Source organism: Sulfurospirillum deleyianum DSM 6946 (genome assembly GCF_000024885.1).
GTDB classification, from domain to species: Bacteria; Campylobacterota; Campylobacteria; order Campylobacterales; family Sulfurospirillaceae; genus Sulfurospirillum; species Sulfurospirillum deleyianum.
Genome location: NC_013512.1, coordinates 669,744 through 693,621, shown reverse-complemented (window position 1 = coordinate 693,621; position 23,878 = coordinate 669,744). Strand labels below are relative to the sequence as shown.

Genomic DNA, 23,878 nt, shown 5'->3' with positions numbered 1-23,878 from the left:
CATGTAAAGAAAAAAAGGAGTTTTTATGAAAACAAACCGCTTTATAGTTTGCCTAAGCCTCAGTGCGATATGTGCATTTGCAGGGTTTATCAAAGAGGGCATGGAAGCCAAAGAGAATGGAGATCATCAAAAGTTGGTCGAGATTTACGATAAAGCGTGTAAAGAGGGAAAGGCAACAGGGTGTTATAACCTAGGCGTTGTCTATCAAGAGGGCAATGGCAATGTCGCCAAAGACTTTAATAAAGCACGAGAACTCTATGAAAAGGCATGTGAGCAAAACTTTAGTTCCGCATGTTACAACCTAGGGTTGATGTACGTCGAAGCCCAAGGAGTCAAACAAGATTTATCCAAAGCCAAAGCGCTTTATGAGAAAGCCTGCCAAGACGATGATGATGTCGCTTGCAACAGTTTAGGGCTCTTATACGCCAATGGTGCTGGAATCAAACAAGATTACACAAAAGCCAGTGAACTCTATCAAAAAGCGTGTCAAAGTGGTAATGCTTATGCCTGTAACAATCTAGGATTTTTATACGCCAATGGCAGAGGCGTTTTTCAAGACGATAAAAAAGCAAGTGAACTCTACCATCAAGCCTGCGACGCCAACATAGCAATGGCATGTGACAATCTAGGCTTGCTCTACTCCACAGGCAAGGGCGTCATACAAGATTATAAAAAAGCCAGTGAGTATTATCAAAAAGCGTGTAGCAATCACTTTGCTCAAGGATGCAATGATTTGGGCATTTTATATGCGGAGGGAAAAGGCGTTGCTTTGGATGAACAAAAGGCTTATGAGCTTTTTGAGCAAAGCTGTGCACAAGGGCTTCAGGTGGGATGCGACAATGTGCGTATCCTCAAATCTCCTCATAGCCATTAATTTACATGTAAAGGATAAACCATGTTCCAAAAAATCATCATGCTCTTTGCTCTGTGCTTAAATCTAAGCTTTGCACAAGAGATGTTCCAAAGTGTTCCAGAAGAGAAAGCGGTTCTTATTCAAAGCGGTGATGCGAAGCGTTACTGCCCCAACTGCGGTATGGATTTGGTGAAGTTTCAAAAAACCAGCCATGCACACAAAGACCACCAATACTGTTCCATCCACTGTTTAGTCGAAGACACCAAAGGAGTGTTTCCTAAAGATGCCAAAGTGATTGATACCAAAAATTTAGGCTTTATTGAGGCAATCAACGCTTTTTATGTCGTAGGAAGCTCCAAACCTGGCACCATGACTATGAACAGCCAGTATGCCTTTGTAAGAGAAGCCGATGCCAAAACTTTTCAAGAGGAAAATGGTGGTCGCATCGTCAAATTTGAAGAGGCGTATGCCATTGCCAAAGAAGATTTTGCAAAAGATAGTGCCATGCTTAAAAACAAACGTGAGCGCTCTGTCTATGGCATGGGTGAAAAACTCTATAACAACGGTTGTGAAAAAGTCAATGCTGCCTCTTTTGCAAACATAGCGCTTCTAAAAGTAGCCCTCAAAAAAGCATGCCGACTCGAATCAGAAGGTCAATACCAAATGGTCGCTTTGTATCTTTGGGATCATAAAGCAGGCACAACACCCTCTGTAGCGGAAGAAAAAATCATCGTTCCAAGCGATGCAAAATGCCCTGTATGCGGTATGTTCGTTGCCAAATACCCCCAATGGGTTGCTGTGATTGAAACCCCTGAAAAACCGCTCTATTTTGATGGCGTCAAAGATATGATGAAGTATATTTTTGCACAAAAAAAACATTTTGAACACATCTATGTAAGCGATTATTACAGCTTGAAAAAACTCAATGCAACCAAAGCCTTTTATGTCATTGGCGCAAATGTCTATGGGCCCATGGGAGCGGAGCTAATTCCATTTGCGAGCGAAAGTGAAGCCGTTTCGTTTATGAAAGACCACAGTGGAAAACGTCTTTTACGCTTTGATGACATTAGCGAAAAGACGCTCAAAAGCCTATGAAAACCCTACGCTATGTAGCCCTCTTTTTTGGGCTACTCTATAGCGTCATCATCCTCCATGCGTTAAGCTTTGAATTCCAAACCAAAGAAAAAGAGATTCAATCCCTTGCCGCACGGATGAAACACGCAGAGCTCTCCCTTAGTTTTAAAGAGAGCGCTTATAAAGGATTTGTCTATGTTCCCTAAAAACCTGAGTGAATATGCCATTGTCTTACTGCTCAAAGACAAAGCCGATCATCTTTTTAGTTTTTTAATTTTTACGTTTATCGTAACCTTGTTAAGTGGTGTGCTTTTTGTCTCTGATGCCATTCAAAGTGATTTAAAAGCAGCCACCTTATTTCAACCCGATATTGTGGTTGAAAACACCTTAGCAGGGAGAGCCTATACCTTAAGTGAAGAGGATAAAGAAGCCATCGAATCGCTGACGGGAGTCACTGCGGTGGAAGGAGCCGTGGATGGCTACTACTACTTTGCTCAAGGGCGTGTTTGGTTTCATGTCATGGGTGATAGCTCCTTAAGTTTAGGAAAGATGCGAGTAGGCAGTGGTGTCTACACCGCCATTAAAGCGTGGCATTATGAAGATAGTTTTAACTTTTTTACCCCCAAAGGAAAAATCTCCCTTAACATCGAGCAAATCGAATCCAAAGCCACCAACCTTCTGTGTAACGATGTGATCTATATGCATCCTGCCAATGCCAGAGCCGTTTTGGATTTGGGGATGGAGCACTACTCCAAACTCTATGTCACCGTTCCAAACCCTAATGAAGTCGGCGAACTCACCCTTAAAATTGTGGAGACTTTGCCCTATGTGAAAGCTACTTCCAAAGAGGAGATATTGGCAAATTACCAACACCTTTTTTACTACAAAGGAGGCGTATTTATGATTTTATACCTTGTTTGCATGGTCTCTTTTCTCATTTTGCTCAAAAACCAAATCAGCCTTGTCTATGGCGAAAAGAAAAAAGAGATTGCGATTTTGCGTAGCATTGGCTATGGCATTAAAGATATTATTGCAATTAAGTTTATCCAAAACAGCACGGTTGCTTTGAGTGCGTTTTTATCAGGTGTGGGCATTGCTTACCTTTATGTCTTTTTCTTTCAAGCACCTCTGCTTCGCTCGATTTTCTTAGGCTCAGAACTTGAACACAGCGTTGAATTTACCCCCATTGTGGATATGAATATGCTTTTTTTACTCTTTATCTTTAGTGTCATTCCTTTTTTGGCGTGTGTGATTCTTCCCTCATGGAAAATTGCCATTGCTGATATGAGCGAGGCGGTACGATGAAACAGATGATACTAAGAGACATCCATAAAATCTACAACGCCTCTAAACCCAATGCCTTTCATGCCCTCAAAGCGATTAATATTGAGATTGAAAAGGGTGAAATTGTCATTTTAAAAGGGGTGAGTGGCAGTGGAAAAAGCACGCTTCTATCCTTGATGGGAGGACTGAGTAAACCTAGCTCTGGCGATATGATCGTCGAAGAAGAAAACATCGCTAAATTGCCTGATATTTTAAGCTCACGTTACCGCCATGAAAAAATAGGATTTATCTTCCAATCCTTCAATCTTTTAAATGGTCTTTCTGTCGAACAAAATGTACAAGCGCCTTTAATGCTCAGCCATCTTTCGCACACATACATTGAGGAAAAAGTCATGCGAGCTCTTGACATTGCCAATATTGCCCATAAAAAAAGGCAACGGGTATCGGATTTGAGTGGCGGTGAAAAACAACGCTGTGCGATTGCACGGGCTTTAGTGATGAATCCGCCCATCATTTTAGCCGATGAGCCAACCGCTAACTTGGACACCCAAAACAGCCGTCTGTTTATAGAAATGTTAGATACCTTTAAAGCCCTAGGCAAAACCGTTGTTGTCGCAACACATGATGTTTTATTTGAAGAAGCCAAAGCCATTGATAGATACATACACATGAAAGATGGAGAAATAATTCCATGAGTATCTTTTTATCCACTGAAATTGTCGTTTTCTTGCTTATTGAGGTCATTTTATTGCTCTTAATGAGCATTGCACAGGGCAACATTATCCTGATTTTACGCCGTTGGGATTTTGAGAGTAGCACTGCTTTGCAATACCATTTAGAGAAAAAAAATTATCTGGTCAATACCATTTTGTACTTCACGGTTGCGGTTAAAATCATTCTTTTTCTCTTTTTTATCCTCTCCCTTAACTCCCTAGCAGGAGTGGTTCCCGGAGCCATGTGCTCAGCTGGAGTGGTGGGAGCTAACGTGTATGGTAATTTGGTTTTATTTTTAAAGCTGATGCTCATTTTTGGACTAGGACTTTGGTTTCTCATTAACACATTGGATTTAACTGCTCCCAATTTTCCCCATCTCAAACCCAAATATTGGCTTTTTAGCTTTTTATTTATTCTCTTGTGCAGTGAATTTGCCCTAGAAATTATCTATTTTTCAAATATTCCCCTAAAAGTGCCTGTCTTTTGCTGTTCGGTGGTTTTTCAATCCCCCAAACTCCCCTTTGGGTATACCCAAGAATTTTTATTGGCGTTGTACTACCTTCTTTTGGTAAGCATTTTAGTGCTCAACACCCTCAAACAAAAAATCGCAACCTTGCTGTGCAATTTTCTCTTTTTATTTGTGGGATACTATGCCATTACCTACTTCTTTGGTCTGTATATTTACGAAATGCCTAACCACAAATGCCCCTACTGTATGTTACAAAAAGAGTACTACTACATTGGTTATTTTATTTGGGGTTTTCTTTTTTTAGGTATCTTTTTTGGGATGATGCCCTATTTGATTGAGCGTATCACAGGAGCTAAAACCGATAGCCTCTTAAAGTACTCTTCTTTCTTTTTAGTGCTGAGTGCGACGATTTGTACCTTCTATTTTGTGCACTACTATCTCCTTACAGGAGTCCTATTATGATAAAAACCGTGCTGGCACTTCTTTGTGTGGGAGGTATTTTAGGTTTACTCATTGCTTTTAGTGACACCCAACCCTCTAAAATCTACGTCGTCCATAACAACACCGCCAAAGAGCCTTTAGAAATTATCTTAGAGCGATACTACTGTTCTCAAGATAATGTTCCTATTTTAGAGCTTTTCAACACCGCACAAGCGATTAAACCCAATGGCGATACCTACTTTTTTAATGACATTGGAAGCTTTTTTTTGTGGATTGAAAAACAAGAAGAGAAGGAGAATTTAACCCTTTGGGTCTATGCCACCGACACGGAGCGTTATGTCCCTGCTAAAACCGCATGGTATTCACGGGTAGGCATGACACCGATGGGATATGGCTTTAGCCCTTATGAATTTCATGTTTATGATACCGCAGATTACTATTTTGATGAAGTCTATACCTTTGCCCAAAGGGGTGAAACCTTATGGCATCCAATGGTACGCCATCTGCTCGTGGAAAATAGGCTTTAAATGCCTACTTTCATTCACGTTTTGATTCTCAGATACACTAAAGATAATGCGAATATGCAAAAAGAAGGGAAATATGAGATCTATGGAGCGGGTGACGGGGCTCGAACCCGCGACTTTCAGCTTGGGAAGCTAACACTCTACCACTGAGCTACACCCGCATAAAAAAAGAAGTGGCATTATAGCATGATTTCCAAAGAGCTTCTATCTAAAATGTGACAACCATGTTTGTCATCCATCTCAATCAAGCCTGAAGCTTTAAACTTTGAGAGGGTACGAGAGAGGGTTTCAGGAGTTAGATTCAGTAAAGAAGCGATTTGGGTGTTTTTTAATGTGTCAAAAAGCTCCGAATTTTCTAAAATAAACTTTGCTACCTTAGCATCTGCGGTTAAAATCACCTCTTTTTGAATTACATCAAGCAAGATTTTATGCTTAGCAATCAAACTCTTAATAATCTCAAAGGAGATATCAGGATTTTTAAAAAAATCTTTCTCTAAGGCTTTATAATCAATGCGCAAGACCTCACCATCACTCATAAACTCTGCCGTTGCGGGGTAGAGAATATTCTCAAAATTTGCAAGCTCCGCCACTAACCCACCAGGATAAAACTCGTGAAGGAAAATCTGTTGCCCTTTGTGATTGGTTTTATAGACTTTGAGCGTGCCTTGCAACAAAACGTGTAGGTAAAGAGGCTCATCGCCTTCATAAAATAAAATTTCCTTGGCATGATACTTTTTAATGACCGAAATTTTTTTAAGTTTTTCAAGTTGTTCTGCGGTCAATTTTGAAAAAATAGCAATGTTTTTAATACGCTCCATGCCCTAATCCTTAAAAATAAACTGGTACATGGTAGCGTATTGTTTTTGAGAAAGGCTTTACATGTAAAGCCTAATAAACGAAACCTAGTTGCAGTAAAAGTTTCGTAGAGCGTTCACTTTCACTTTCAACCTTTTCTCCACCCATGACTCTAGCCAGTTGCACTTTAGTAAAGAACTGTTTGTAGGAGGCTTGATACCCTAAGCCAATGTCACTAAGTTGTCTGCTCTCACTCGTACCGTTTTTGTTTTGCATGGTGGCGTAGCCAGTATCCACAAAGAGGCTGGCTTTGTGGTTTATGCTCTCATAAGAAGGTAAGGTATAGAAGAGTTCTGCGCCTAGGATGTAGCCATTCTCTGCGGAGTGCTCACCATCAGGAAAGGCTCTTACACCATAGGCTCCACCTAAAGAGAAATCTTCAGAGCCATCGAGGTTTTTATTGCCCAGTGCTTTTTGGAAGCGAAGGCTGGTGATTAGGGCGTATTGGGGTGAGAATGTCATGGTCTCTTCGACACTGCCTGAAACTTTCGCATACGCTCCATCAGTGTCATCATTGCTAGGGCTATCTAACACGCCTTTGGTGAGTTTAAGTTCACTTGAGAGGGTACTGTTTAACCCAAAGAGGGTGTGGTGTTTGAGGTAATTTGCTCCAAGACTCAGTGCATCTGAATCTTTTTTAGTGACATCATCAATACTTTTTATCTCATCTCTCATCTTTTTATGGGCATAGCCTAAGACGAGGTGTAAGCTCTCTAAGCGTGTACGAATGAGTGGATAAGAAAGCGAGGCTTCAAGGCTGGTTGAGTGACCTAGTGCATCTAGGGCTTTATACTCTTCTGCAAGGGAGTACGAGGTTCGTGAGGCAGAGAGTTCACCTCTAAGACCATTTGCCATGAGTGGAAAATTATAATAGACCTTGCCATTTTTCAAGTCTGTTTCAGTGGAGATAACCCCATTGATACCCAACTTATCGCCATAGCCTAAGGGTGAATTGGCACTTAAGCCCACATTGACCCTATAACGTCCTGTGTATTTGGAGCCATAGTTATCGCCTACGATATACGCACTGTAAGGCTCACTTGCTTCAACGACCATATCAAAATCAGAAGTACCCACCCTTTCACCAGGTTTAACATCAGCTCCTGTGACTTTAGCACCAGCGGTATCGTTAATAAGGAGCATCGCTCGCTCTAGGGTATAGGTGCTAATGACATTGTCGCCTTTGACATCATCCAGCATGGCTTGAACCATTCTATTAGAAACCAACGAGCTGTTTTTAAGGTGAAAGTTTCCATACTGTCCCTCTACAACGGCTATCTCTAAAATGCCCTCTTGCATGCGCTGTTGTGGAAGGTATGCACGGGCTACAAAGTAGCCCTCTTCTCGGTACGCTTTGGTCATTAAGGAGGTTATCTTTTGTCAGACGAAGTGCTAAACTCGTCAGTTGAAAATGTAATTTAAGAGTTGCATTTTGATTTAAAACCTTAAGAAACCAAGTTAGATTGGTTAAACTCCATTTTCAGATTTATGGAAAGGAGTTTGGTGTTAAAAAAAGGTGAAATTAAAATGATAAAGAAGTTTTTAGCTGAGGGATTGAGTAAAAGTGCTATTGCACGAAAGTCATAGATGGCCTCAGTTGCGCATACTTCAGTTAAGAAGAAGATACCAAAAACAATGCAGACAAATGCTTTTTTAGCCATGACGTATACTCTTTTGTGTCATACGCATCAACACCATCACCGTTAAAACAATCATCAATACACCCATAATCCAAAGCAATTTTAAAAGTGCATCTACAAAACCATACGCTTTATCATATTCAGTGGAAACCACAACAAACCAACCATTGTGTAATGTTCCAAAACTCATGAGTTCCTTATTATTTTCATCTTCGTAAAGATATAACCCCTCTTCCTCTTCTTGCATCGTTTTATAGAGATTTTTTAACGCATCGTTTTGTTCCGTTAACTGCATCGCTACCATTGATTTATCAGAGTGCATTACCACTTCACCATCTCTATTCACAACAAAAGCATACCCCTCTTCCATGGGAATAGCTTTAATCTTTGCATAGAGTTTATTGACATAAAAAGAAGCAGCGACCACACCTTGCTTGAGCTCTTTTACAAAAACAGGGGTCATAATGGTCAGGGTCAGTTGATTGCTCGCAAAACCAACAAAAGGATTAGAAACAATTGCCTCAGAAACCGCTAAACCTTCATGATACCATGGACGTTTTCGAGGGTCATACCACTCTTTGTTCAGCTCTTTTCCTGTGTCATACATCATTCTGCCATCTTCAATGCCAAAATAGACTTGTACCGCATCAATACTCTTTTTTGCATGCGCAAGCAACGGAACAACATTTTGTTTTTCAAAAGGAGCATACTCCTCCAGCTCTTGAGCAAGTTCCTCAACATGACGCATACTAGGAATCATCCAACTGTGAATATCCAATTGAAGCGTTTTCATGCGTTGTAACTGACGTGCGCTCACCTCTTTATCTACGTAGAATTTTATTTTAAAATAAGCAACACCGCCAAAAAGAAGAAGAAAAAATGTGAGTAATATACCTGAAACAAGCGCAACACGCTGATGAAATGGAAGCACCATAATTTTCCTTACATGTAAACCATTTGAGAAAAAAGCACACCCTTATCGTAAACCAAAAAAGTTGCGTAAAAGTTGCTTTTTTTCATGGAGTTAATACTTTTGGAAGCCTCACACAAAAGAGCGCCCCTTCTTTTTTATTTTTAACACTCATACTGCCATGCATATTGTTTTCCACAATCATTCGAGACATAAAAAGTCCAATGCCCGTACCATTGCTCTTCTCCTTCGTAAAAAAAGGCTCAAAAATATGAGCAAGATTCTCTTCTTCAATGCCCCCTGCATTATCCCATACGACAACAGTGGATGCCATGGCATCTTCATCAATCTCAATGACAATGCGTTTTTTCACGATCCCTCGTGCTACTAAAATATCTTTGGCATTGGAAAGTAAATTAATCATAACCTGTGCATACTCATTTTTAAGTCCATTCGCCATCACATCAAGAAGATGCTCACGCACCTCAACCTCAATGCGATGGTGATGGAAAGTTGCGTTCATAATGTGTAAAGACTCTTTCACAACTGCATTAATGCAAAAACGCTGAAACTCTTTTTGCGGAGAGAAAAAATTTCTAAAATCATCAATAGTATGTGACATAAATTGAATCACTCGGTTAGAAGAGCTAATCGTCTCTATAATCTCTTCATCCCTCAGCTGTTTTTTAAAATGCACTTTTGCTTGTAACTCCATCAAAATTGCAGAGAGTTCCATTAAAGGTTGCCTCCACTGATGAGCAATATTGCCTATCATCTCACCCATGCTCGCAAACCTACTTTGACGGTACATCACCATATCTTTTTCACGACTGATTTTCACCTCTTCTTTGATGCGAGATTCAAGTTCTTGATTTAGAGCATCAAGTGATTGTGTTGCAACTTCTAGCCTGCTTTTTTTAAGCCTCATCTCAAAATAAAGTGCAAAACTTAGCGCTGAGAAGAGCATAAAAAAGAGTACTAATTGAAGTACCACATGGTAATCAAACCCTTTAGGCGAGCGCTCAGGTACCCATTTACGCACCAACGTTTCCATTTCACTTTTAAGAGAATACTTTATACTCTGCTCTAAAATAGCGTGTAACATCTCATTTTCTTTTAAGATGGCAAAACCAAAGGGTATAGAAAGAGGAATTTGTGCGGATACTTTAAGACGGTTGGCAAGATGATGTTGAAAAAGATGAGAAACCACCAAATTGGACGTAATAAACCCATAATATTCCCCATTTTCAACACGCTTTAAGCCTTCAATATTTGATTCGACGCCATCAAGACGCATCAAGGGAACCATCAAACGTAAAGTTTCTATCATGGGATGTTCTTTATGTATCACAAAAGAACGCTCTTGAATCGTCTTAAAATCAGGCACATAGACTTTATCATCACTTGTTAAAACCACTAAAGGAACATCTAAAAAGGAAGAGGTAAAAACAAACCTATCTTCTGCATCGGGTAGGGGTGTCGTCATCGCAATAAAATCACACTGTTTATCACTTAAGGCTTGAAACGATTCTTCTTTATCCTGTGTGGGTAACAGTTGGATAGGAATATCCAAATCATTTTCTAAGCGTTTAATGGTGTCCGCACCTATGCCTTGATAGTGATTTTTCACAATATCCCCATAGGGAAGATGGCGAGGAATAACACAGACATTAAGCATCTGTTTTCCCATTAAAAAGAACCTCTCATCTTGCATCAGAGGAACTTTAATATGTGTTTGTCGAAATGAATCTGAAGGGAAAAAACGTTTACGTGCAAAAACCATTTCAGAATAATCAACGTGTGCCATTGCCTTATTAAGAATTGAAATAAGCCTAATATTCTCCTTATCGGTCGCTAAAACCAATTTAAGTATTGGAAAATCGGCATTATTGCGTAAAGGAATGCTTTGTAGCGTTGCAATGCGCTTTGACTCAAGCAGTGCATGAAAGTGTTCATGCACCCCAATCGCACAATCCACCTCTTGACGTCGTACTTTTTCCACTAATTCCTCAATGCTTTCGACACTTTCAATATTCGCATCAGGATTTTTATCCCTAATCATTGAGTCAAAACCACTCTCTTTTACAACAGCTATGCGCACCTTCTCCATCGACGCTAAATCAGGAAAAGTTTGATAAATTTTGGGCATTAATAAGGCAGGCTGAAGCACACCTACAGGGAATTTACTTAACTGAAATTCTCGTTCATCCAAAGCATACGTCTGCGTCAAAAGAGCTATATCCAACATGCCTAATGCAAGCTGTTTTTTCGCTTCCTCAGGGCTAATATCAAAGATAAAACGAAGCTCGCTATTGAGTTTTTTTGCCAACAAACGCAGGTAATGAATGGCATAACCATTGAGGTAATTATCGTACGTATACGTGTAAAAATAAATATCAGGCTCCACATAGACATTCAGCACTTGTTTTTCATCCATATACGCTTGCTCTTTTTTGTTTAAAAAGGTCTGCGTTTGCGCACATACAGAACTTAACAGTAATGCTAAAAGAAGAGAAAAAAAACAAAGTTGCTTCATGGTGGCTATCATAACATACAAACAAAAAAAAGCTTATTAGCGACTTTTTTTGCTTATAATGTGGTTTAATTTGTTTTTACATGTAAGGATTTAAAGTGCACGAGAGTGTCAAAATCATCCCTCTTTTTACCATCGCACTCATTGCGTCTATTGCATGGTTTATTAAACCAGATACCATCGAATTGCATTCATGGCAAACGCTTATTCTCTTTCTTGCCACCATCAGTGCCATCATGTTTTCCATTATGCCTATGGGGGCTATTGGACTTTTAAGCATTACGCTTTTTGCTATCACAGGTGCGGCAGGAGCAGTTTCATCAAAAAAAGCTATTATGGATGCACTCAGTGGATTTAATAATGAACTTATTTGGCTCATTATCATCGCTTTTTTCATTGCCAAAGGATTTCTTAAAACAGGGCTAGGAGAGCGAATAGCGCTTTTATTGGTGCGCTATTTTGGAAAACGAACTTTAGGACTTGCCTATGCACTTGCCTTTGCAGACCTTATTTTATCTCCAGCAACACCAAGCAGTACCGCTCGTTCAGGGGGCATTATTTATCCTATCACGCAAGCATTAGCACGCCATTTCAACTCCTATCCTAACGATCAGAGTCGCCATAAAATGGGCGCTTACCTCATTATGTGTCTTAGCCATATCAGCGATATTACAGGTGCACTCTTCATTACCGCTTATGCGGCCAATCCTTTAATTGTTAAATTTGCTAGTGGATTTGGCGTAAATCTTAGCTGGTCAGAATGGTTTATTGCCGCAAGTCTTCCTGTATTAATTGCATTCTTCTTTATTCCTATTGCGCTTTATTTCATTATGAAACCTACCATTGAAGAAACCCTAGAAGCACCTCTTTTTGCCCTAACAGCCTTAAAAGAAAAAGGCACGCTTTGTTTGAATGAAATCATTATGCTCATCACGTTTTTTGGGCTTTTAGCTCTTTGGATTTTTGGCTCTTTCTTAAATCTTCATGCAACAACATCTGCACTCATTGCACTAAGTGTTCTTATGATTACGGGAGTGCTCACATGGGATGATATCAAAGGTGAAAAAAACGCATGGGATACACTGATTTGGCTCTGTGCCCTTTTGATGATGGCAGAGTTTTTACATAAACTTGGCTTTACCAAATGGTTTGGCGCCATAATTGGGGAACAGCTTTATGTAATAAATTCTATGCATTGGATATTTATTCTAGTCGCACTCAATGCCATTTATATTTATATCCACTACTTTTTTGCCAGTGGTATAGCTCAAGTGGCAGCCTTATATGTTGTGTTTTTAAGTGTTGGAACAACGCTTGGTATTCCCATTTATCCTCTAGCATTGCTCTTAGGTTTTTCAAGTAGCCTTTATGGTTCTCTTACGCCCTACACCCATACACGAGGAGTCATTCTTTTTGAATCAGGCTACGTCAGTCAAAAAGAGTGGTTGCGTGCTGGTTTTATGATTAATCTTATGAATCAGTTTATTTTCATTGTGGTGGGTCTAGCATGGTGGAAAATGGTTGGATTTTACTAAAAAGGAAGTGACATGGTATATTTAGTTGAAAATGATTTTTCACTGCAAACGACACTCAAATCACTGCATATTCTCTACATCGAAGATGATGCTTCCATTCGTGAAACCATTAGCAAAGTACTTCACTATTTTAGCGACACTATTTTAGCCGTTGCCTCTGCAGAAGAGGCACAAGAGCTCTATGCAACATTTGCGCCAGATATTATTATTTGCGATATTAATTTACCAGGTATGAATGGAATTGATTTTGTAAAATGGCTACGCAGTTTTGATGAAAAATCACAAGTTTTTCTTCTGACGGCATACACCGATAAAGCCTATCTTTTAGAAGCTATTAAACTCTCATTAGTGGATTATCTCACCAAACCCATTGACTTTACTATTTTAGAAAAAACACTCAAAAATGCAGCCCGAAAAGTAATTCAACATAAAACGTTACATGTAAAATTCATTACAGGTGCTCTTTACCTCTATCAACAGCGCACTGTCACCTTTGAGCAGCACATCCATCCCCTCACTGCAAAAGAAGTCAAACTTTTAGACCATCTTATTGCCAATCAAAATCGTATGACTTCCAAAGAAGAGCTCCAAAAAACACTTTGGGAGGATGACATGGGAAGTGAGAGTGCCTTTAAAAGCTTAGTCAATAAACTACGTGCCAAAATAGGTAAAGAGGCGATTGAAAACATCTCAGGCGTAGGATACCGCATTCTCATTTCTTAAATTTTATCTTTACATGTAAAAATTCATCATAGTGTTTTAAAAGCGACTTTCCCGAAACTTTTTTCACCTACACTTCTTCTTGTCTTTCTTGAAATATCATTTAACTTAAGGAGAAGGTATGAAACTAGCTAATCTTAGCTTGGCGGCTATTTTAGTTGCTGGTCTAACCACCAGTTCATTTGCAGCAGACACACTTGCTGACGCATTTAAAGAGGGTAAAGTAAGCGGAGAATTACGTGCATGGTATTTTGACCGTGACCGTGATGCCGATGATGAAAGTGCCAATATTTTTGCAACAGGTCTTAGACTCAATTACATCACAGGTAGTCTTTATGGTTTTTCACTAGGCGCTACGATGCAATCAAGTTTTCAACCCAATGCAAGTGATGATGCAAAAGTGGTGTTTGAAGATGAAATGTATGGCTCAGGGGCACAACTCTCAGAAGCCTATGTCTTATACAAATTAGGCAATACAACCGCAAAAGTTGGTCGTCAATTTATTAAAACGCCTCTTATTGGAAGCAGTACTTCTCGTATGATTACCCAATCCTTTGAAGCAGCCTTACTGACCAATACCGATATTCCACAAACCACTTTAATGGCAGGTGTGGTCACAAAATTTCAAGCGCGAACCGATGGCGATGCAATTGCTGATTTTGAAGCACTCAATAATGACCATGATTATGCTTATACGGCTATGGCTATTAATAACTGAGCTTTCGCACCTAATTCCAATAAAAGAATAGTCTAAAAAGGCTATTCTTTCGAGCGTTTAGAAGAGTGCCATCTCCATATTGACAAATGAAAAAAGTCTGTTAAAGCCCTATATTAGGCACTTTTAGCTATAATAAAAATAAAGAATATCATCCATGAATCTTCAAGAACAGATCCTATCGGCCATAAATACAACGCTTAAAAACCCCATATATCAAACACTGCAACTCTTAAACATCAAGAGTATTTTACACCGTGCTAACTTTGTAAAGAAAAGAGAAGGCGTAGCCCCCTATCTTGTTGTATTACACTTTGTCTATATGTTGGTGATGAATAAAAAGATATCTTCGTTTATGCACCAAAGCAATGAGAGTTTTAAAAAAGACACCTACTACAGACTTTTGCAAAATAGTAGCTACAACTGGAGAAAACTTCTCTCTTTAAGCACTTTAAAAATCATCAAGCTTTTGCATAAAGTCCAAGATGCTTCGTCAATAAAAGTCTTTATTATGGATGATACGGTTGAGGGTAAAACAGGTAAATATATAGAGGGGAGTCGTGATGGACTTTGGAGCAATAAAGAGAAGCGAACCATTAGAGGGATCAATGTTGTTTCTTTGAATTATAGTGATGGTTATTCAAATTTTATGATAGATTTTGCAATGAGCATGGGAAACTATGCCCGCGTTAAAGTTGAAGAGTTTAGTACAGAACTCGATATCCGTTGCAACGCTTACAAACGAAGAATGGAGATTATGGAGGGTAAGTCTAAGATAGCATTGGCTATGGTAAAAAGAGCTGTACACAGTGGTATATACGCTGATTACTTGCTGGTTGACAGTTGGTACTCTAAACCAGCCTTTATCCAAGAGATGAACGATTTGGGTCTAAAGGTCATTTCAAGAATTGCTAACAACACTAAGATTTGGAACTTTAATGACAAAGAAAAAACACTGAATGCCATGTATGAAAAACACAAAAAGCTTAAAAATGCCAAAGTGGGAACATATGGCAAGAAGATTCGCTTTAGCTATTTTTCAACCGTTGTTGAACATAAAAATGCAGGGAAACTCAAAATTGTTTTTATTAAAACCACCGACAATCTCATCCCTATTGTCTCCACCGATTTAGAACTCAATGATGAAGAGATTATTGAGATTTATAAACGACGATGGGATATAGAACAAGGCTATAAAGAGCTCAGAGAATACTTTGGGTTTGGACAAGAAGAAAATAGAATCTATGAAGCACTGATTGCTAGAATGACACTTTCATTCTTTGCTTACAATATTGTCAGCTACATCAATAGAATCAGCCATGAGCCAAAAACCATTGGTGGATTATTTAAAGATTTGGAGTGTGAACTCTACACGCTTTCTATTGCTATGCAAGCGTTTATTGAAATAATGGACAAAATAGCACAAATTGATGAGATTGTAAAGAACAATAAGGATTTTACCAGTATAATTGCTACACTACGAAGTGCAACTCAAGAATTGCTGGGATTTAGGTGCGAAAGATGAGTAATAAATCTATTCCTAACGTTGAGTTAACCGTTCAATATTTAACATTGGATAATGATGCAAAAGGTGCAACTGCGACAAGTAGAAAACAAGGCTATAAAGACTACTACTTTGAAGCAGAATACACCAACAAATACAACCGTTTTAATTACGGAATTGCTGCAAATTATCTTTACACCGATTGGGAAGAATACGATGCAGCCAAAATGTACGGTGTCAAAGTTAATTTAGGCTATGAAAATTTCAAAACCTATGTTGCCTACTCTTCTATCAGCGATGATGATGGCAATAAAGGCGTTAAAGCAGGTCTTGGCGGTGGCGCACAACCTAACTATATCAAAGGTAGACAAGTAAAAGTTGGTACCTTTAGTTCCGACACCTCAGGCTACTCTATTGATGCAAACTACAATTTTAAACAGTTCAATCTTTTAACAGGTGCTCGCTACACGAAACTCGATGTTAATTCAGCTGCATCAAACCGTGACGATCAAAAAATTACAGACTTCTATGCCTCTTATAAATTTACAGGAGCACTCAAAGGTCTAGAATTTGATGCACTTTACACCATTTTAAGCGGTGAATTCACGGATGCGAATAAAGGTGAAGAACTTTGGTTTAAAGCCAATTACAAATTTTAAGGAGAGTCTCTTATGAAAATATCACGTATTGCAGGCTCTTTTTTATTAGGAGCGATGGTTTCATGCGCTATGGCAGCACCAATGGAGCAACCATGCCCTAGCGAAGTAAAAAATTTGCCAACAGGAACAACCTGCTGGGCTGGACAAGATGAAATGGGAGCATATTATTGGATTGCCAAACCTAAAGAGTGGAATGGCAATTTAGTGCTTCATTCACATGGTGGGCCTGCTCTGGGAAAACTTCCAAAAGCAGAACGTGCCATTGCAGATTTTGATCGTTGGTCTATTTGGGTAAGAAGTGGCTCGGCTTTAGCTGTTACTTCGTACCGACAAGGCGGGGTTGAAGTTATGGCGGCCGCTGAAGATACGGCTCGCTTACTTCCCCTTGCGACCAGTGTTCTTGGTAAAACCAATAAAGTGATTTTACACGGACAATCATGGGGTGGTGGCGTTGCGGCAAGAGCCGCTGAAGTGGATGGCCCTTTTTCAAAAATAAGCCCTAAACTTGATGGTGTTCTCTTGACCAATTCACTCCTTGCAGGTGGCACTAAAGCATATGATTTTAGGCTTGATTTACGTGTCGTTTGGCAAGCCGTGTGTGAAAATCACCCACGTGCAAATGAAGTACGATACCCGTTATGGCAGGGACTTCCCAAAGATGCGAAACTGATGAAAAAAGAAGATTTAACACAAAGGGTCAACGAGTGTTTGGGGTTAGATAAACCAGAAAGTGAACGCACTGCCAAACAAAAAGACAACCTTAAAACTATTGTCAATGTCATTAAAATCCCTGAAAAAAACATTCAGGCACATTTAACATGGGCAACGAATCATTTTCAAGACATCGTGTGGAACCGTTTAGATGGTCGTAACCCTTTTGGCAATGAAAACGTCAAATACGTAGGATCAAGCAACGATGATGCGCTTAATAAAAAAGTGCTTCGTTACAAAGCAGACCCCAAAGCTGTAGCTGATTTTGCAAAAGATGCAGACCCAACAGGTAATATCGCCCTTCCAATGGTCAGCATCAATGCGGTCAATGACCCAACGGTTTTTGTTGAAATTGCTGATTTTTGGAAACAAAAAGTTGAAAAAGCAGGCAAAGGTGCCAATTTGGTTCAAACGTTTGCCAACGACAATCAACACAGCTACATCAGTGATGTACATTACGTCTCTATTATGAATGGACTACTTGAGTGGATCAATACAAAGAAAAAACCAACTGCTCACAGTATTGCCAAACAGTGTCAATCTTTAGATGCGAAATGGGATACGAGCGATTGTCGCTTCTTACCAGAATTTAAGCCACAACCTCTTAGTTCACGTGTGCCAATTCGTTAATGTGTATAAGGAAGGGTTATTATCCTTCCCTTCCTTATCTTTTTGAAAGGCGATTTTATGAGTATACAGCTTACGTTCTGTGCAGAAACCTTCGTTAATGTCATTTTAATCTCGTGGACAATTATTGCTATGAACAGCATCCACAAACAAACGCAACATTCATAATCCATACGTCATTTCATTAGACTCAAAAATCTTCAAATCATTATTACATGTAAAAACACTTTTGGGTTAATTAATGCAGAGCATGATAAAATACAAACTATAAGAGTTTTACATCAAAGGTTTTAATAACATGAGCGAAAGTAAAGATTTTTTACGTCTAAAAGTGGAAGAGGATTTAAAAGCAGGCAAGTATCAAAACATTGTAACGAGATTTCCTCCTGAGCCTAATGGCTTTCCGCACATTGGACACGCAAAGTCTATTTGTATCAATTTTGGCATTGCACGTGATTATCAGGGGCAGTGCAACCTCCGCATGGACGACACCAACCCAACCACTGAGGATACCAAATACGTTGAAGCGCTTAAAGATGCGGTGACATGGCTAGGGTTTAACTGGAATGGCAACGTACGTTATGCGTCTGATTATTTTCCTAAAATTTACGATTATGCCGTACAACTCATCCAAATGGGAAAAGCTTACGTCGATAGCCTGAATGAAGAAGAGATACGAGAGTACCGTGGCTCTGTTACAGAAGCTGGGCGTAGAAGTGTGTACGCCAATCGTAGCATTGAAGAGAACTTAGCCCTTTTTAAAGGGATGAAAGAGGGAAAATTTAAAGATGGCGAGCACGTCTTACGGGCTAAAATCGACATGAGTGCGGCAAATATGAAGATGCGTGATCCGCTTTTGTACCGCATTCGTCATTCCCACCATTTTAGAACGGGCGATACATGGTGTATCTACCCGATGTACGATTTTGCGCACTGTTTATCCGACTACATTGAGGGCGTGACGCACTCCATCTGTACCCTAGAATTTGAAAATAACCGTGACATTTACGACTGGGTTTTAGATGCTTTAGAACTTACCCCTCCTCGCCCGTATCAACATGAATTTGCACGTCTTGGTATCAACTACACCGTCATGAGCAAACGAAAGCTTTTAGAACTGGTGAATGGCAATTACGTAAACGGCTGGGATGACCCGAGACTTCCCACTATTGCAGGCTACAAACGCAGAGGCTATACACCAGAATCTATCATCAACTTTTGTGAGCAAATCGGCATCGCCAAAGCCAATTCCATGGTCGATGTGGCGCAACTGGAGTTTTGCATCCGAGATGATTTAAACCAAAAAGTCCCTCGTGTCATGTGCGTGCTTGACCCTTTAAAAGTCACCATCGAAAATTACGAGGGTGAAGAAGAGATAGATGCTTCGTATTACCCACACGATGTGCCAAAAGTTGGTTCACGAAAGCTTCCTTTCTCCCGTGAGATTTACATCGAGCGTGACGATTTTATGGAAAACCCGATAGAGGGCTACCACCGCTTCACGCCAACCCAACCTGTGCGCCTTAAACACGCCTACATTCTTACATGTAAAGAGGTGATTAAAGATGCAAATGGCGCTATTGTCGAACTCAAAGCGACTTATCATCCAGACTCCAAAAGCGGGGCTGACACAAGTGGCATTAAAACAAAAAGTGCGATTCACTGGGTGAGTGCGAAGCATGCCAAACAAATCGAGGTTAGACTCTATGAGCGTTTATACAAAATCGATGCGCCAGAAAACGTGGAAGATTTGAACCCTGATTCTTTACATGTAAACACCCATGCCTTTATAGAACCCGCCGTGATTAGCGAAAAAGTCGATGTTCGTTTTCAGTTTGAAAGACAAGGCTATTTTTACGCTGACCCGATGGATTACACCGATGAACACCCTGTGTTTAACAAAATCGTAGGGTTGAAAGATTCGTGGGCGAAAAAGAGTGAAGCTCCTAAAAACACTCCAAAAGCAGAAGCTAAAAAAGCGCATATTGAGGGTGATGTAGCGCCAATGAGTACAGAAGAGTTAGCACGTTTTGAGCGCTACACCGCCTTAAACCTCAACACAGAAATCGCCAATACCTTAGCTCGTGATGAAGCGCTTAGCCACTTTTTTGATGAAACGCTTTTACATGTAAAAAGCCCAACAACCCTTGCCAATCTAGTCGCTAACGAAGTTGCCAGAGAGCTTAAAAAAGAGCTACCACTGAACTTTGGTGCTACCGAAGTGGCTGAATTGGTCATGATGCTAGATGAAGGAGTTATCTCCTCTAAAATTGCCAAAGAGGTTTTTGAAGCCATAGTACACACGGGCGAAAAACCAAAAGCTATCATTGAGAGTAAAGGCTTGAAACAAATCAGCGACCCTGCTATTATCGCCGTTATGATTGAAGAAGTGATGGCAAAAAACCCTGACAATCTTGCCAAATACCAAGCAGGTAATACCAATCTTTTTGGCTTTTTTGTAGGGCAAGTCTTAAAACAAAGCGGTGGCAAAGCCAACCCAACCATTGTCAATGAACTTGTTTCAAAGAAGCTGAACCATGGTTAGATTTTCGTTTGCACCCACGCATGATATGTTGGCGAGTGAGCTTCGCATCGCCCTTTTGAGCGCTCTTTATGCTCAGCAAAAAAATCTACCGTTGATTGTGCGTATCGAAGATGGAAAAAGAAGCGAAGCAATGGAAGCCAAAGAGGATGCATTCTTAGAGATTTTATCGCTCTTTGGTATTTTTTACACTCAACTCTACTACCAAAGGCATAACTTTAAATACCATCTCCAATTTGCCTCCACGCTTTTGGATAGAAAAAAAGCCTTTATCTGCTTTTGCCCTGAAGAGAAAGCCTCCCCTTATGATGGGACGTGTGAGCATTTAAATAGCGAGGAGATTTTAAACAATCCTAGCCCGTTTGTCATTCGCATGAAGCCCTCACCTACAACCAACGATAGCTTTACCATCATGCAAAGAGACAAATACCCCACGCTCGTGTTTGCTAGGGCGTGTGATGATATGCTTCAAGGTGCAAGCACCCTCATTCGTGAGGAAGCATGCAGAGAAGATGCCGCCAAAGAGAATCTTGTAAGAAAAGCACTGGGCTATGAAGAAGCGCTAAACTACCTTTACGTTCCAAACCTTCAAAACGCTGATACGATTCGTGTCAAAGCCCTTTTGGATGAGGGCTTCATGCCTGAAGCGATTGCTCAGTATCTTTTAGCACTTGGCACAGAATGGTTGAGTAACAAAGAGAAAACAAACACACCTGTGGCGTTTGAAAAAGAAGCACTGCGCCACATGAACAAAGAGTGCATTCAAAACCTAAGCGACATGGAACTTTCAAAACGACTAGGCTATGCGTGTGAAAACATCGGAAAGCTGGCAAAACTCTACACAACAACGCTTAGCACCACAGCTCAAATCAAAGGTGCCATAGACGCTATCTTTGCGAAAAAAGAGCCTTTACAAGACTTTGAAACTGAGAGTACAACGCTTCAAACACTGATTTTAGAAGCACCTTATTTTGAGAGCTATGATGCTTTTGAAACCTATTTGGCAGAAAAAAGTGGTTTAAAAGCAGAAGCGTTTGTCAAACCACTTTGTTATTTACTCATGGGTAAAGCTCAGGGATTAACACTGGCTCAAACCTACCCTCTGATTAAAAATTATCTTAAGGAGATTGTTCGATGATTATTTTAGCAACCCTAATTGAGGCATTTGCCACTATCTTACATACATTAGTTAACATCTATATTTGGGTGGTCATTATTGCAGCACTGATTACGTTCGTGCGCCCTGACCCATACAATCCCATTGTACAGATTTTATTTCGCCTTACCAATCCTGTCTATGCGTTCATTCGCAAATTTGTCCCAACACTTATCGGGGGTGTTGATTTGGCGCCGTTGATTGTTGTCCTTGTGCTTCAATTTGTCGATTTATTTGCTGTTAAACTCTTATTTGCCCTTTCCAATGCACTTTAAACAGACTTTTGGCACGCTGTTTTGCCTCCTTTTCTTGCATCCATTGTTTGCTAGTCAAAATGTCGATTTTGCTTTTTTTCAAGACAAACCGCAATCCTTAGCCAAAGATTTTTATATCTACGAATATCTTCAAAGTGATCGGGTAACACCTAAAGAAGCCACGATGCTTTTTGGGATGGTGCATACCATGAATCTTCGTTTTTTTCATCTCTTTGCTAAAAAAATGGAAAATCCTGAGTTTCAAAAAATCTCTTACTGTATGGATTTGGATATTACCCGTTTAATGAAAGAGGACGATGCGTGTTTAAATATTGGTATTAACAGCGCAAAACTCACCTCTTTACCCAAAAGCCAACTTGCAAACATTAAATCACGATTAAGCCCGAATACTCCTCTGCTTAAACTGTTCCCGATTATGGAGAGTGACAATGTCTATGAAAGTGCTCTAAAAAGTGATGCTCAAACTTTTTTAACCCTTTATACAGGGAGTATTTCGGCGTATAAATTGGCTCATTTCAACCAAAATATACTTCCAAAAGCTTTCCTAGACTCCCTGTCTCTCTCGCCTAAATTTAATGCCATGGTTTATTCTACCGTTCAAAATGATAAGTTAGATATGGTGCAAAAATCACTCTTATATGTCACGCCCTCTTTACATGTAAACGCAAAGTCACTCTTTTACTTAGGACTCAATGCGCTTAAATACCATGAAAACAACAAAGCGATTGCCTTTTTTGAACAATCCATTGAACGTGCAAAGAAACAAGAAGAGAAAGACAGAGCCCTCTTTTGGCAATACCTTATTAGCAATAATGCTTCGTATCTGCAAAAACTTTCCCAAAGCAGTGACATTAACATCTACTCACTGTTTGCACTTGAAACACTATCGCTACCTTTACACAATGTCGTCTCTCCACACCTAGAAGGAACCCATCCCTATTTTGAAGTGAGTGATCCTTTTGCGTGGATAGAGATTATGCAACGTGTCTATCATATGAGTGCGCAAGAGACCGAAATCTTCGCACAAAGCTTTAAATACGCCAATACGCTACCACACTATAGCTATCTTATGGAGCGTGCGACACGTTATAGCAAACATTACTATCCCATTCCTTACCCTGAGGAAATTGCAGATTATTCTACACACAGACAAGCGCTTATGTTAGCGATTGCTCGTCAAGAGAGTCGTTTTTTACCCTCCGTGGTTTCCACCTCGTATGCACTAGGCATGATGCAGTTTATGCCTTTTGTCGCACGGGATATCGCTAAAAAAGAGAAACTCGAAGATTTTAATATCGCCGCTATGTTTAATCCAAAAGTGGCTTATCTTTTTGGGAATATTCATCTTAATTTTTTAGAGCGAAACCTCATCAGTCCTCTCTTTGTCGCTTATGCTTATAATGGGGGAATTGGGTTTACCAAACGGCACCTTCAAGCAGGTGCTTTTTCAGCGGGGATGTATGAGCCATTTTGGAGTATGGAGACGATGATTAATGAAGAGAGCCGTGAATACGGCAAAAAAGTACTCGCCAACTATGTCGTTTATCGTCATCTTTTAGGCGATGACGTCTCTATTAAAAATCTTTTTGAAAAACTACTGATACCCTCTGCGAGTGATCGCTTTCGAAACTAAGCTGCATATTAATCGTCTCGCTATAAGGCGCTTGGACTAAGAGATACTCTGTCCAAGCGTTTGAGGATGAAACCAATTTTAATAAAGGGTCATTCTTATCTAAAGGAGTCACACGAACGCCCTCTTCTTTGCCATTGACTGAAAAATGAGAGAGGGTTGTCGAAGCAGCAGTGTTGCCCTCACCTGTGGCAAGATAGGTTCCTACAATAAATTTCTCGCTCTCGTTGGTGACTAAGGGATGATTTAAAGGATTGAGATAGGTAATAATCACAAATGTTCGTGATTTTTCAGAGTGTTTAATCTCCACTTTTTTACTGTTGGTCATGCCATAATCTAGCACTTTTTCTCCCTCATCATGCGCCAACTTTGACGCACATCCACTCATTAAAAATGCTAAAAAAACCACTATCAAATACCGCATACCAACTCCCCATTTTTCTCGCTTTTAATCCCACTAACTCATCAAAAGCTAAATCTTTTTTTGCTATAATTTTTTACATTACT

The 23,878-nt window shown here is 39.9% G+C and carries 23 protein-coding genes and 1 tRNA gene; 17 read left to right on the top strand and 7 right to left on the bottom strand.

Annotated features, from left to right (window positions below; all coding sequences use genetic code 11):
* The first annotated feature begins 25 nt into the window (after positions 1 to 25).
* The 7 genes from SDEL_RS03590 to SDEL_RS03560 are packed head-to-tail and all read left to right on the top strand — an operon-like array spanning position 26 to position 5,362.
* Positions 26 to 874, top strand: coding sequence for an SEL1-like repeat protein (locus SDEL_RS03590; protein ID WP_012856499.1), 849 nt, complete (start codon positions 26 to 28; stop codon positions 872 to 874).
* A 21-nt stretch (positions 875 to 895) separates the two neighbouring features.
* Complete coding sequence (locus SDEL_RS03585; protein WP_012856498.1) at positions 896 to 1,948, top strand: nitrous oxide reductase accessory protein NosL; 1,053 nt, start codon at positions 896 to 898, stop codon at positions 1,946 to 1,948.
* The gene (locus tag SDEL_RS03580) at positions 1,945 to 2,133 is read left to right on the top strand and encodes a hypothetical protein (protein WP_012856497.1); all 189 of its coding nucleotides are present in this window, start codon (positions 1,945 to 1,947) and stop codon (positions 2,131 to 2,133) included. Before SDEL_RS03585 ends, SDEL_RS03580 begins: the two co-directional genes overlap by 4 nt.
* A complete protein-coding gene (locus SDEL_RS03575; RefSeq protein ID WP_012856496.1) occupies positions 2,123 to 3,232 on the top strand; it encodes an ABC transporter permease in 1,110 nt (369 codons plus the stop codon). Before SDEL_RS03580 ends, SDEL_RS03575 begins: the two co-directional genes overlap by 11 nt.
* Positions 3,229 to 3,906 carry an ABC transporter ATP-binding protein gene (locus SDEL_RS03570; protein ID WP_012856495.1) on the top strand — a complete coding sequence of 226 codons (678 nt, stop codon included), beginning with the start codon at positions 3,229 to 3,231 and terminating at the stop codon, positions 3,904 to 3,906. Before SDEL_RS03575 ends, SDEL_RS03570 begins: the two co-directional genes overlap by 4 nt.
* Complete coding sequence (locus tag SDEL_RS03565; RefSeq protein WP_012856494.1) at positions 3,903 to 4,856, top strand: hypothetical protein; 954 nt, start codon at positions 3,903 to 3,905, stop codon at positions 4,854 to 4,856. Before SDEL_RS03570 ends, SDEL_RS03565 begins: the two co-directional genes overlap by 4 nt.
* A complete protein-coding gene (locus SDEL_RS03560; RefSeq protein WP_012856493.1) occupies positions 4,853 to 5,362 on the top strand; it encodes a hypothetical protein in 510 nt (169 codons plus the stop codon). The genes SDEL_RS03565 and SDEL_RS03560 overlap by 4 nt, the downstream gene beginning before the upstream one ends.
* Positions 5,363 to 5,445: 83 nt before the next feature.
* Here SDEL_RS03560 and SDEL_RS03555 read toward each other — a convergent pair.
* From SDEL_RS03555 to SDEL_RS11610, 6 genes are all read right to left on the bottom strand, one after another.
* Positions 5,446 to 5,520: transfer RNA gene (locus SDEL_RS03555), tRNA-Gly, on the bottom strand.
* An 18-nt stretch (positions 5,521 to 5,538) separates the two neighbouring features.
* Entirely contained in the window at positions 5,539 to 6,177 is a 639-nt protein-coding gene (locus SDEL_RS03550; RefSeq protein ID WP_012856492.1) for a Crp/Fnr family transcriptional regulator, read from the bottom strand.
* Positions 6,178 to 6,247: 70 nt separating this feature from the next.
* Positions 6,248 to 7,576 carry a ShlB/FhaC/HecB family hemolysin secretion/activation protein gene (locus SDEL_RS03545; protein WP_012856491.1) on the bottom strand — a complete coding sequence of 443 codons (1,329 nt, stop codon included), beginning with the start codon at positions 7,574 to 7,576 and terminating at the stop codon, positions 6,248 to 6,250.
* Between the two features lie 83 nt (positions 7,577 to 7,659).
* Positions 7,660 to 7,875: a hypothetical protein gene (locus SDEL_RS03540; protein ID WP_012856490.1), complete on the bottom strand. Its 216-nt coding sequence runs from the start codon at positions 7,873 to 7,875 to the stop codon at positions 7,660 to 7,662.
* Positions 7,868 to 8,788, bottom strand: coding sequence for a cache domain-containing protein (locus SDEL_RS03535; protein ID WP_012856489.1), 921 nt, complete (start codon positions 8,786 to 8,788; stop codon positions 7,868 to 7,870). Before SDEL_RS03535 ends, SDEL_RS03540 begins: the two co-directional genes overlap by 8 nt.
* Before the next feature lie 82 nt (positions 8,789 to 8,870).
* Positions 8,871 to 11,300 (bottom strand): ATP-binding protein, encoded by a 2,430-nt coding sequence (locus SDEL_RS11610; protein WP_190275662.1) that lies wholly within the window; start codon positions 11,298 to 11,300, stop codon positions 8,871 to 8,873.
* Between the two features lie 95 nt (positions 11,301 to 11,395).
* Between SDEL_RS11610 and SDEL_RS03525 the strand changes: the two genes are divergently transcribed.
* The 10 genes from SDEL_RS03525 (at position 11,396) to SDEL_RS03480 (ending at position 23,374) form a co-directional block, all read left to right on the top strand.
* On the top strand, positions 11,396 to 12,832 hold the full coding sequence (locus SDEL_RS03525) for a DASS family sodium-coupled anion symporter (protein ID WP_012856487.1): 1,437 nt from the start codon (positions 11,396 to 11,398) through the stop codon (positions 12,830 to 12,832).
* 12 nt (positions 12,833 to 12,844) lie between these two features.
* The gene (locus tag SDEL_RS03520; RefSeq protein ID WP_012856486.1) at positions 12,845 to 13,555 is read left to right on the top strand and encodes a response regulator transcription factor; all 711 of its coding nucleotides are present in this window, start codon (positions 12,845 to 12,847) and stop codon (positions 13,553 to 13,555) included.
* 118 nt (positions 13,556 to 13,673) lie between these two features.
* Entirely contained in the window at positions 13,674 to 14,270 is a 597-nt protein-coding gene (locus SDEL_RS03515; protein ID WP_049767060.1) for an OprD family outer membrane porin, read from the top strand.
* 154 nt (positions 14,271 to 14,424) lie between these two features.
* Positions 14,425 to 15,792 (top strand): IS4 family transposase, encoded by a 1,368-nt coding sequence (locus SDEL_RS03510; RefSeq protein ID WP_012856485.1) that lies wholly within the window; start codon positions 14,425 to 14,427, stop codon positions 15,790 to 15,792.
* A complete protein-coding gene (locus tag SDEL_RS03505; RefSeq protein WP_041666243.1) occupies positions 15,789 to 16,430 on the top strand; it encodes a hypothetical protein in 642 nt (213 codons plus the stop codon). Before SDEL_RS03510 ends, SDEL_RS03505 begins: the two co-directional genes overlap by 4 nt.
* Before the next feature lie 12 nt (positions 16,431 to 16,442).
* Complete coding sequence (locus SDEL_RS03500; protein WP_012856484.1) at positions 16,443 to 17,771, top strand: alpha/beta hydrolase; 1,329 nt, start codon at positions 16,443 to 16,445, stop codon at positions 17,769 to 17,771.
* Positions 17,772 to 18,066: 295 nt separating this feature from the next.
* The gene (locus SDEL_RS03495; protein ID WP_012856483.1) at positions 18,067 to 20,313 is read left to right on the top strand and encodes a glutamine--tRNA ligase/YqeY domain fusion protein; all 2,247 of its coding nucleotides are present in this window, start codon (positions 18,067 to 18,069) and stop codon (positions 20,311 to 20,313) included.
* On the top strand, positions 20,306 to 21,448 hold the full coding sequence (locus SDEL_RS03490; protein WP_012856482.1) for a glutamate--tRNA ligase family protein: 1,143 nt from the start codon (positions 20,306 to 20,308) through the stop codon (positions 21,446 to 21,448). The genes SDEL_RS03495 and SDEL_RS03490 overlap by 8 nt, the downstream gene beginning before the upstream one ends.
* Positions 21,445 to 21,741 carry a YggT family protein gene (locus SDEL_RS03485; RefSeq protein WP_012856481.1) on the top strand — a complete coding sequence of 99 codons (297 nt, stop codon included), beginning with the start codon at positions 21,445 to 21,447 and terminating at the stop codon, positions 21,739 to 21,741. Before SDEL_RS03490 ends, SDEL_RS03485 begins: the two co-directional genes overlap by 4 nt.
* Before the next feature lie 34 nt (positions 21,742 to 21,775).
* Positions 21,776 to 23,374, top strand: a complete 1,599-nt coding sequence (locus SDEL_RS03480) for a lytic transglycosylase domain-containing protein (protein WP_223295837.1) — start codon at positions 21,776 to 21,778, stop codon at positions 23,372 to 23,374.
* Here the strand turns inward: SDEL_RS03480 and SDEL_RS03475 are convergent.
* A complete protein-coding gene (locus SDEL_RS03475) occupies positions 23,316 to 23,795 on the bottom strand; it encodes a hypothetical protein (protein WP_012856479.1) in 480 nt (159 codons plus the stop codon). The genes SDEL_RS03480 and SDEL_RS03475 overlap by 59 nt on opposite strands.
* Between the last annotated feature and the right edge of the window lie 83 nt (positions 23,796 to 23,878).

What these genes read in the sequence shown, in the direction of transcription:
- SDEL_RS03485 (WP_012856481.1), top strand. Translation starts at nt 21,445, where the DNA reads ATGATTATTTTAGCAACCCTAATTGAGGCATTTGCCACTATCTTACAT.
- SDEL_RS11610 (WP_190275662.1), bottom strand. Translation starts at nt 11,300, where the DNA reads ATGAAGCAACTTTGTTTTTTTTCTCTTCTTTTAGCATTACTGTTAAGT.
- SDEL_RS03505 (WP_041666243.1), top strand. Translation starts at nt 15,789, where the DNA reads ATGAGTAATAAATCTATTCCTAACGTTGAGTTAACCGTTCAATATTTA.
- SDEL_RS03500 (WP_012856484.1), top strand. Translation starts at nt 16,443, where the DNA reads ATGAAAATATCACGTATTGCAGGCTCTTTTTTATTAGGAGCGATGGTT.
- SDEL_RS03590 (WP_012856499.1), top strand. Translation starts at nt 26, where the DNA reads ATGAAAACAAACCGCTTTATAGTTTGCCTAAGCCTCAGTGCGATATGT.
- SDEL_RS03475 (WP_012856479.1), bottom strand. Translation starts at nt 23,795, where the DNA reads ATGCGGTATTTGATAGTGGTTTTTTTAGCATTTTTAATGAGTGGATGT.
- SDEL_RS03540 (WP_012856490.1), bottom strand. Translation starts at nt 7,875, where the DNA reads ATGGCTAAAAAAGCATTTGTCTGCATTGTTTTTGGTATCTTCTTCTTA.
- SDEL_RS03580 (WP_012856497.1), top strand. Translation starts at nt 1,945, where the DNA reads ATGAAAACCCTACGCTATGTAGCCCTCTTTTTTGGGCTACTCTATAGC.
- SDEL_RS03570 (WP_012856495.1), top strand. Translation starts at nt 3,229, where the DNA reads ATGAAACAGATGATACTAAGAGACATCCATAAAATCTACAACGCCTCT.
- SDEL_RS03535 (WP_012856489.1), bottom strand. Translation starts at nt 8,788, where the DNA reads ATGGTGCTTCCATTTCATCAGCGTGTTGCGCTTGTTTCAGGTATATTA.
- SDEL_RS03585 (WP_012856498.1), top strand. Translation starts at nt 896, where the DNA reads ATGTTCCAAAAAATCATCATGCTCTTTGCTCTGTGCTTAAATCTAAGC.
- SDEL_RS03545 (WP_012856491.1), bottom strand. Translation starts at nt 7,576, where the DNA reads ATGACCAAAGCGTACCGAGAAGAGGGCTACTTTGTAGCCCGTGCATAC.
- SDEL_RS03510 (WP_012856485.1), top strand. Translation starts at nt 14,425, where the DNA reads ATGAATCTTCAAGAACAGATCCTATCGGCCATAAATACAACGCTTAAA.
- SDEL_RS03495 (WP_012856483.1), top strand. Translation starts at nt 18,067, where the DNA reads ATGAGCGAAAGTAAAGATTTTTTACGTCTAAAAGTGGAAGAGGATTTA.
- SDEL_RS03520 (WP_012856486.1), top strand. Translation starts at nt 12,845, where the DNA reads ATGGTATATTTAGTTGAAAATGATTTTTCACTGCAAACGACACTCAAA.
- SDEL_RS03490 (WP_012856482.1), top strand. Translation starts at nt 20,306, where the DNA reads ATGGTTAGATTTTCGTTTGCACCCACGCATGATATGTTGGCGAGTGAG.
- SDEL_RS03575 (WP_012856496.1), top strand. Translation starts at nt 2,123, where the DNA reads ATGTTCCCTAAAAACCTGAGTGAATATGCCATTGTCTTACTGCTCAAA.
- SDEL_RS03550 (WP_012856492.1), bottom strand. Translation starts at nt 6,177, where the DNA reads ATGGAGCGTATTAAAAACATTGCTATTTTTTCAAAATTGACCGCAGAA.
- SDEL_RS03560 (WP_012856493.1), top strand. Translation starts at nt 4,853, where the DNA reads ATGATAAAAACCGTGCTGGCACTTCTTTGTGTGGGAGGTATTTTAGGT.
- SDEL_RS03565 (WP_012856494.1), top strand. Translation starts at nt 3,903, where the DNA reads ATGAGTATCTTTTTATCCACTGAAATTGTCGTTTTCTTGCTTATTGAG.
- SDEL_RS03515 (WP_049767060.1), top strand. Translation starts at nt 13,674, where the DNA reads ATGAAACTAGCTAATCTTAGCTTGGCGGCTATTTTAGTTGCTGGTCTA.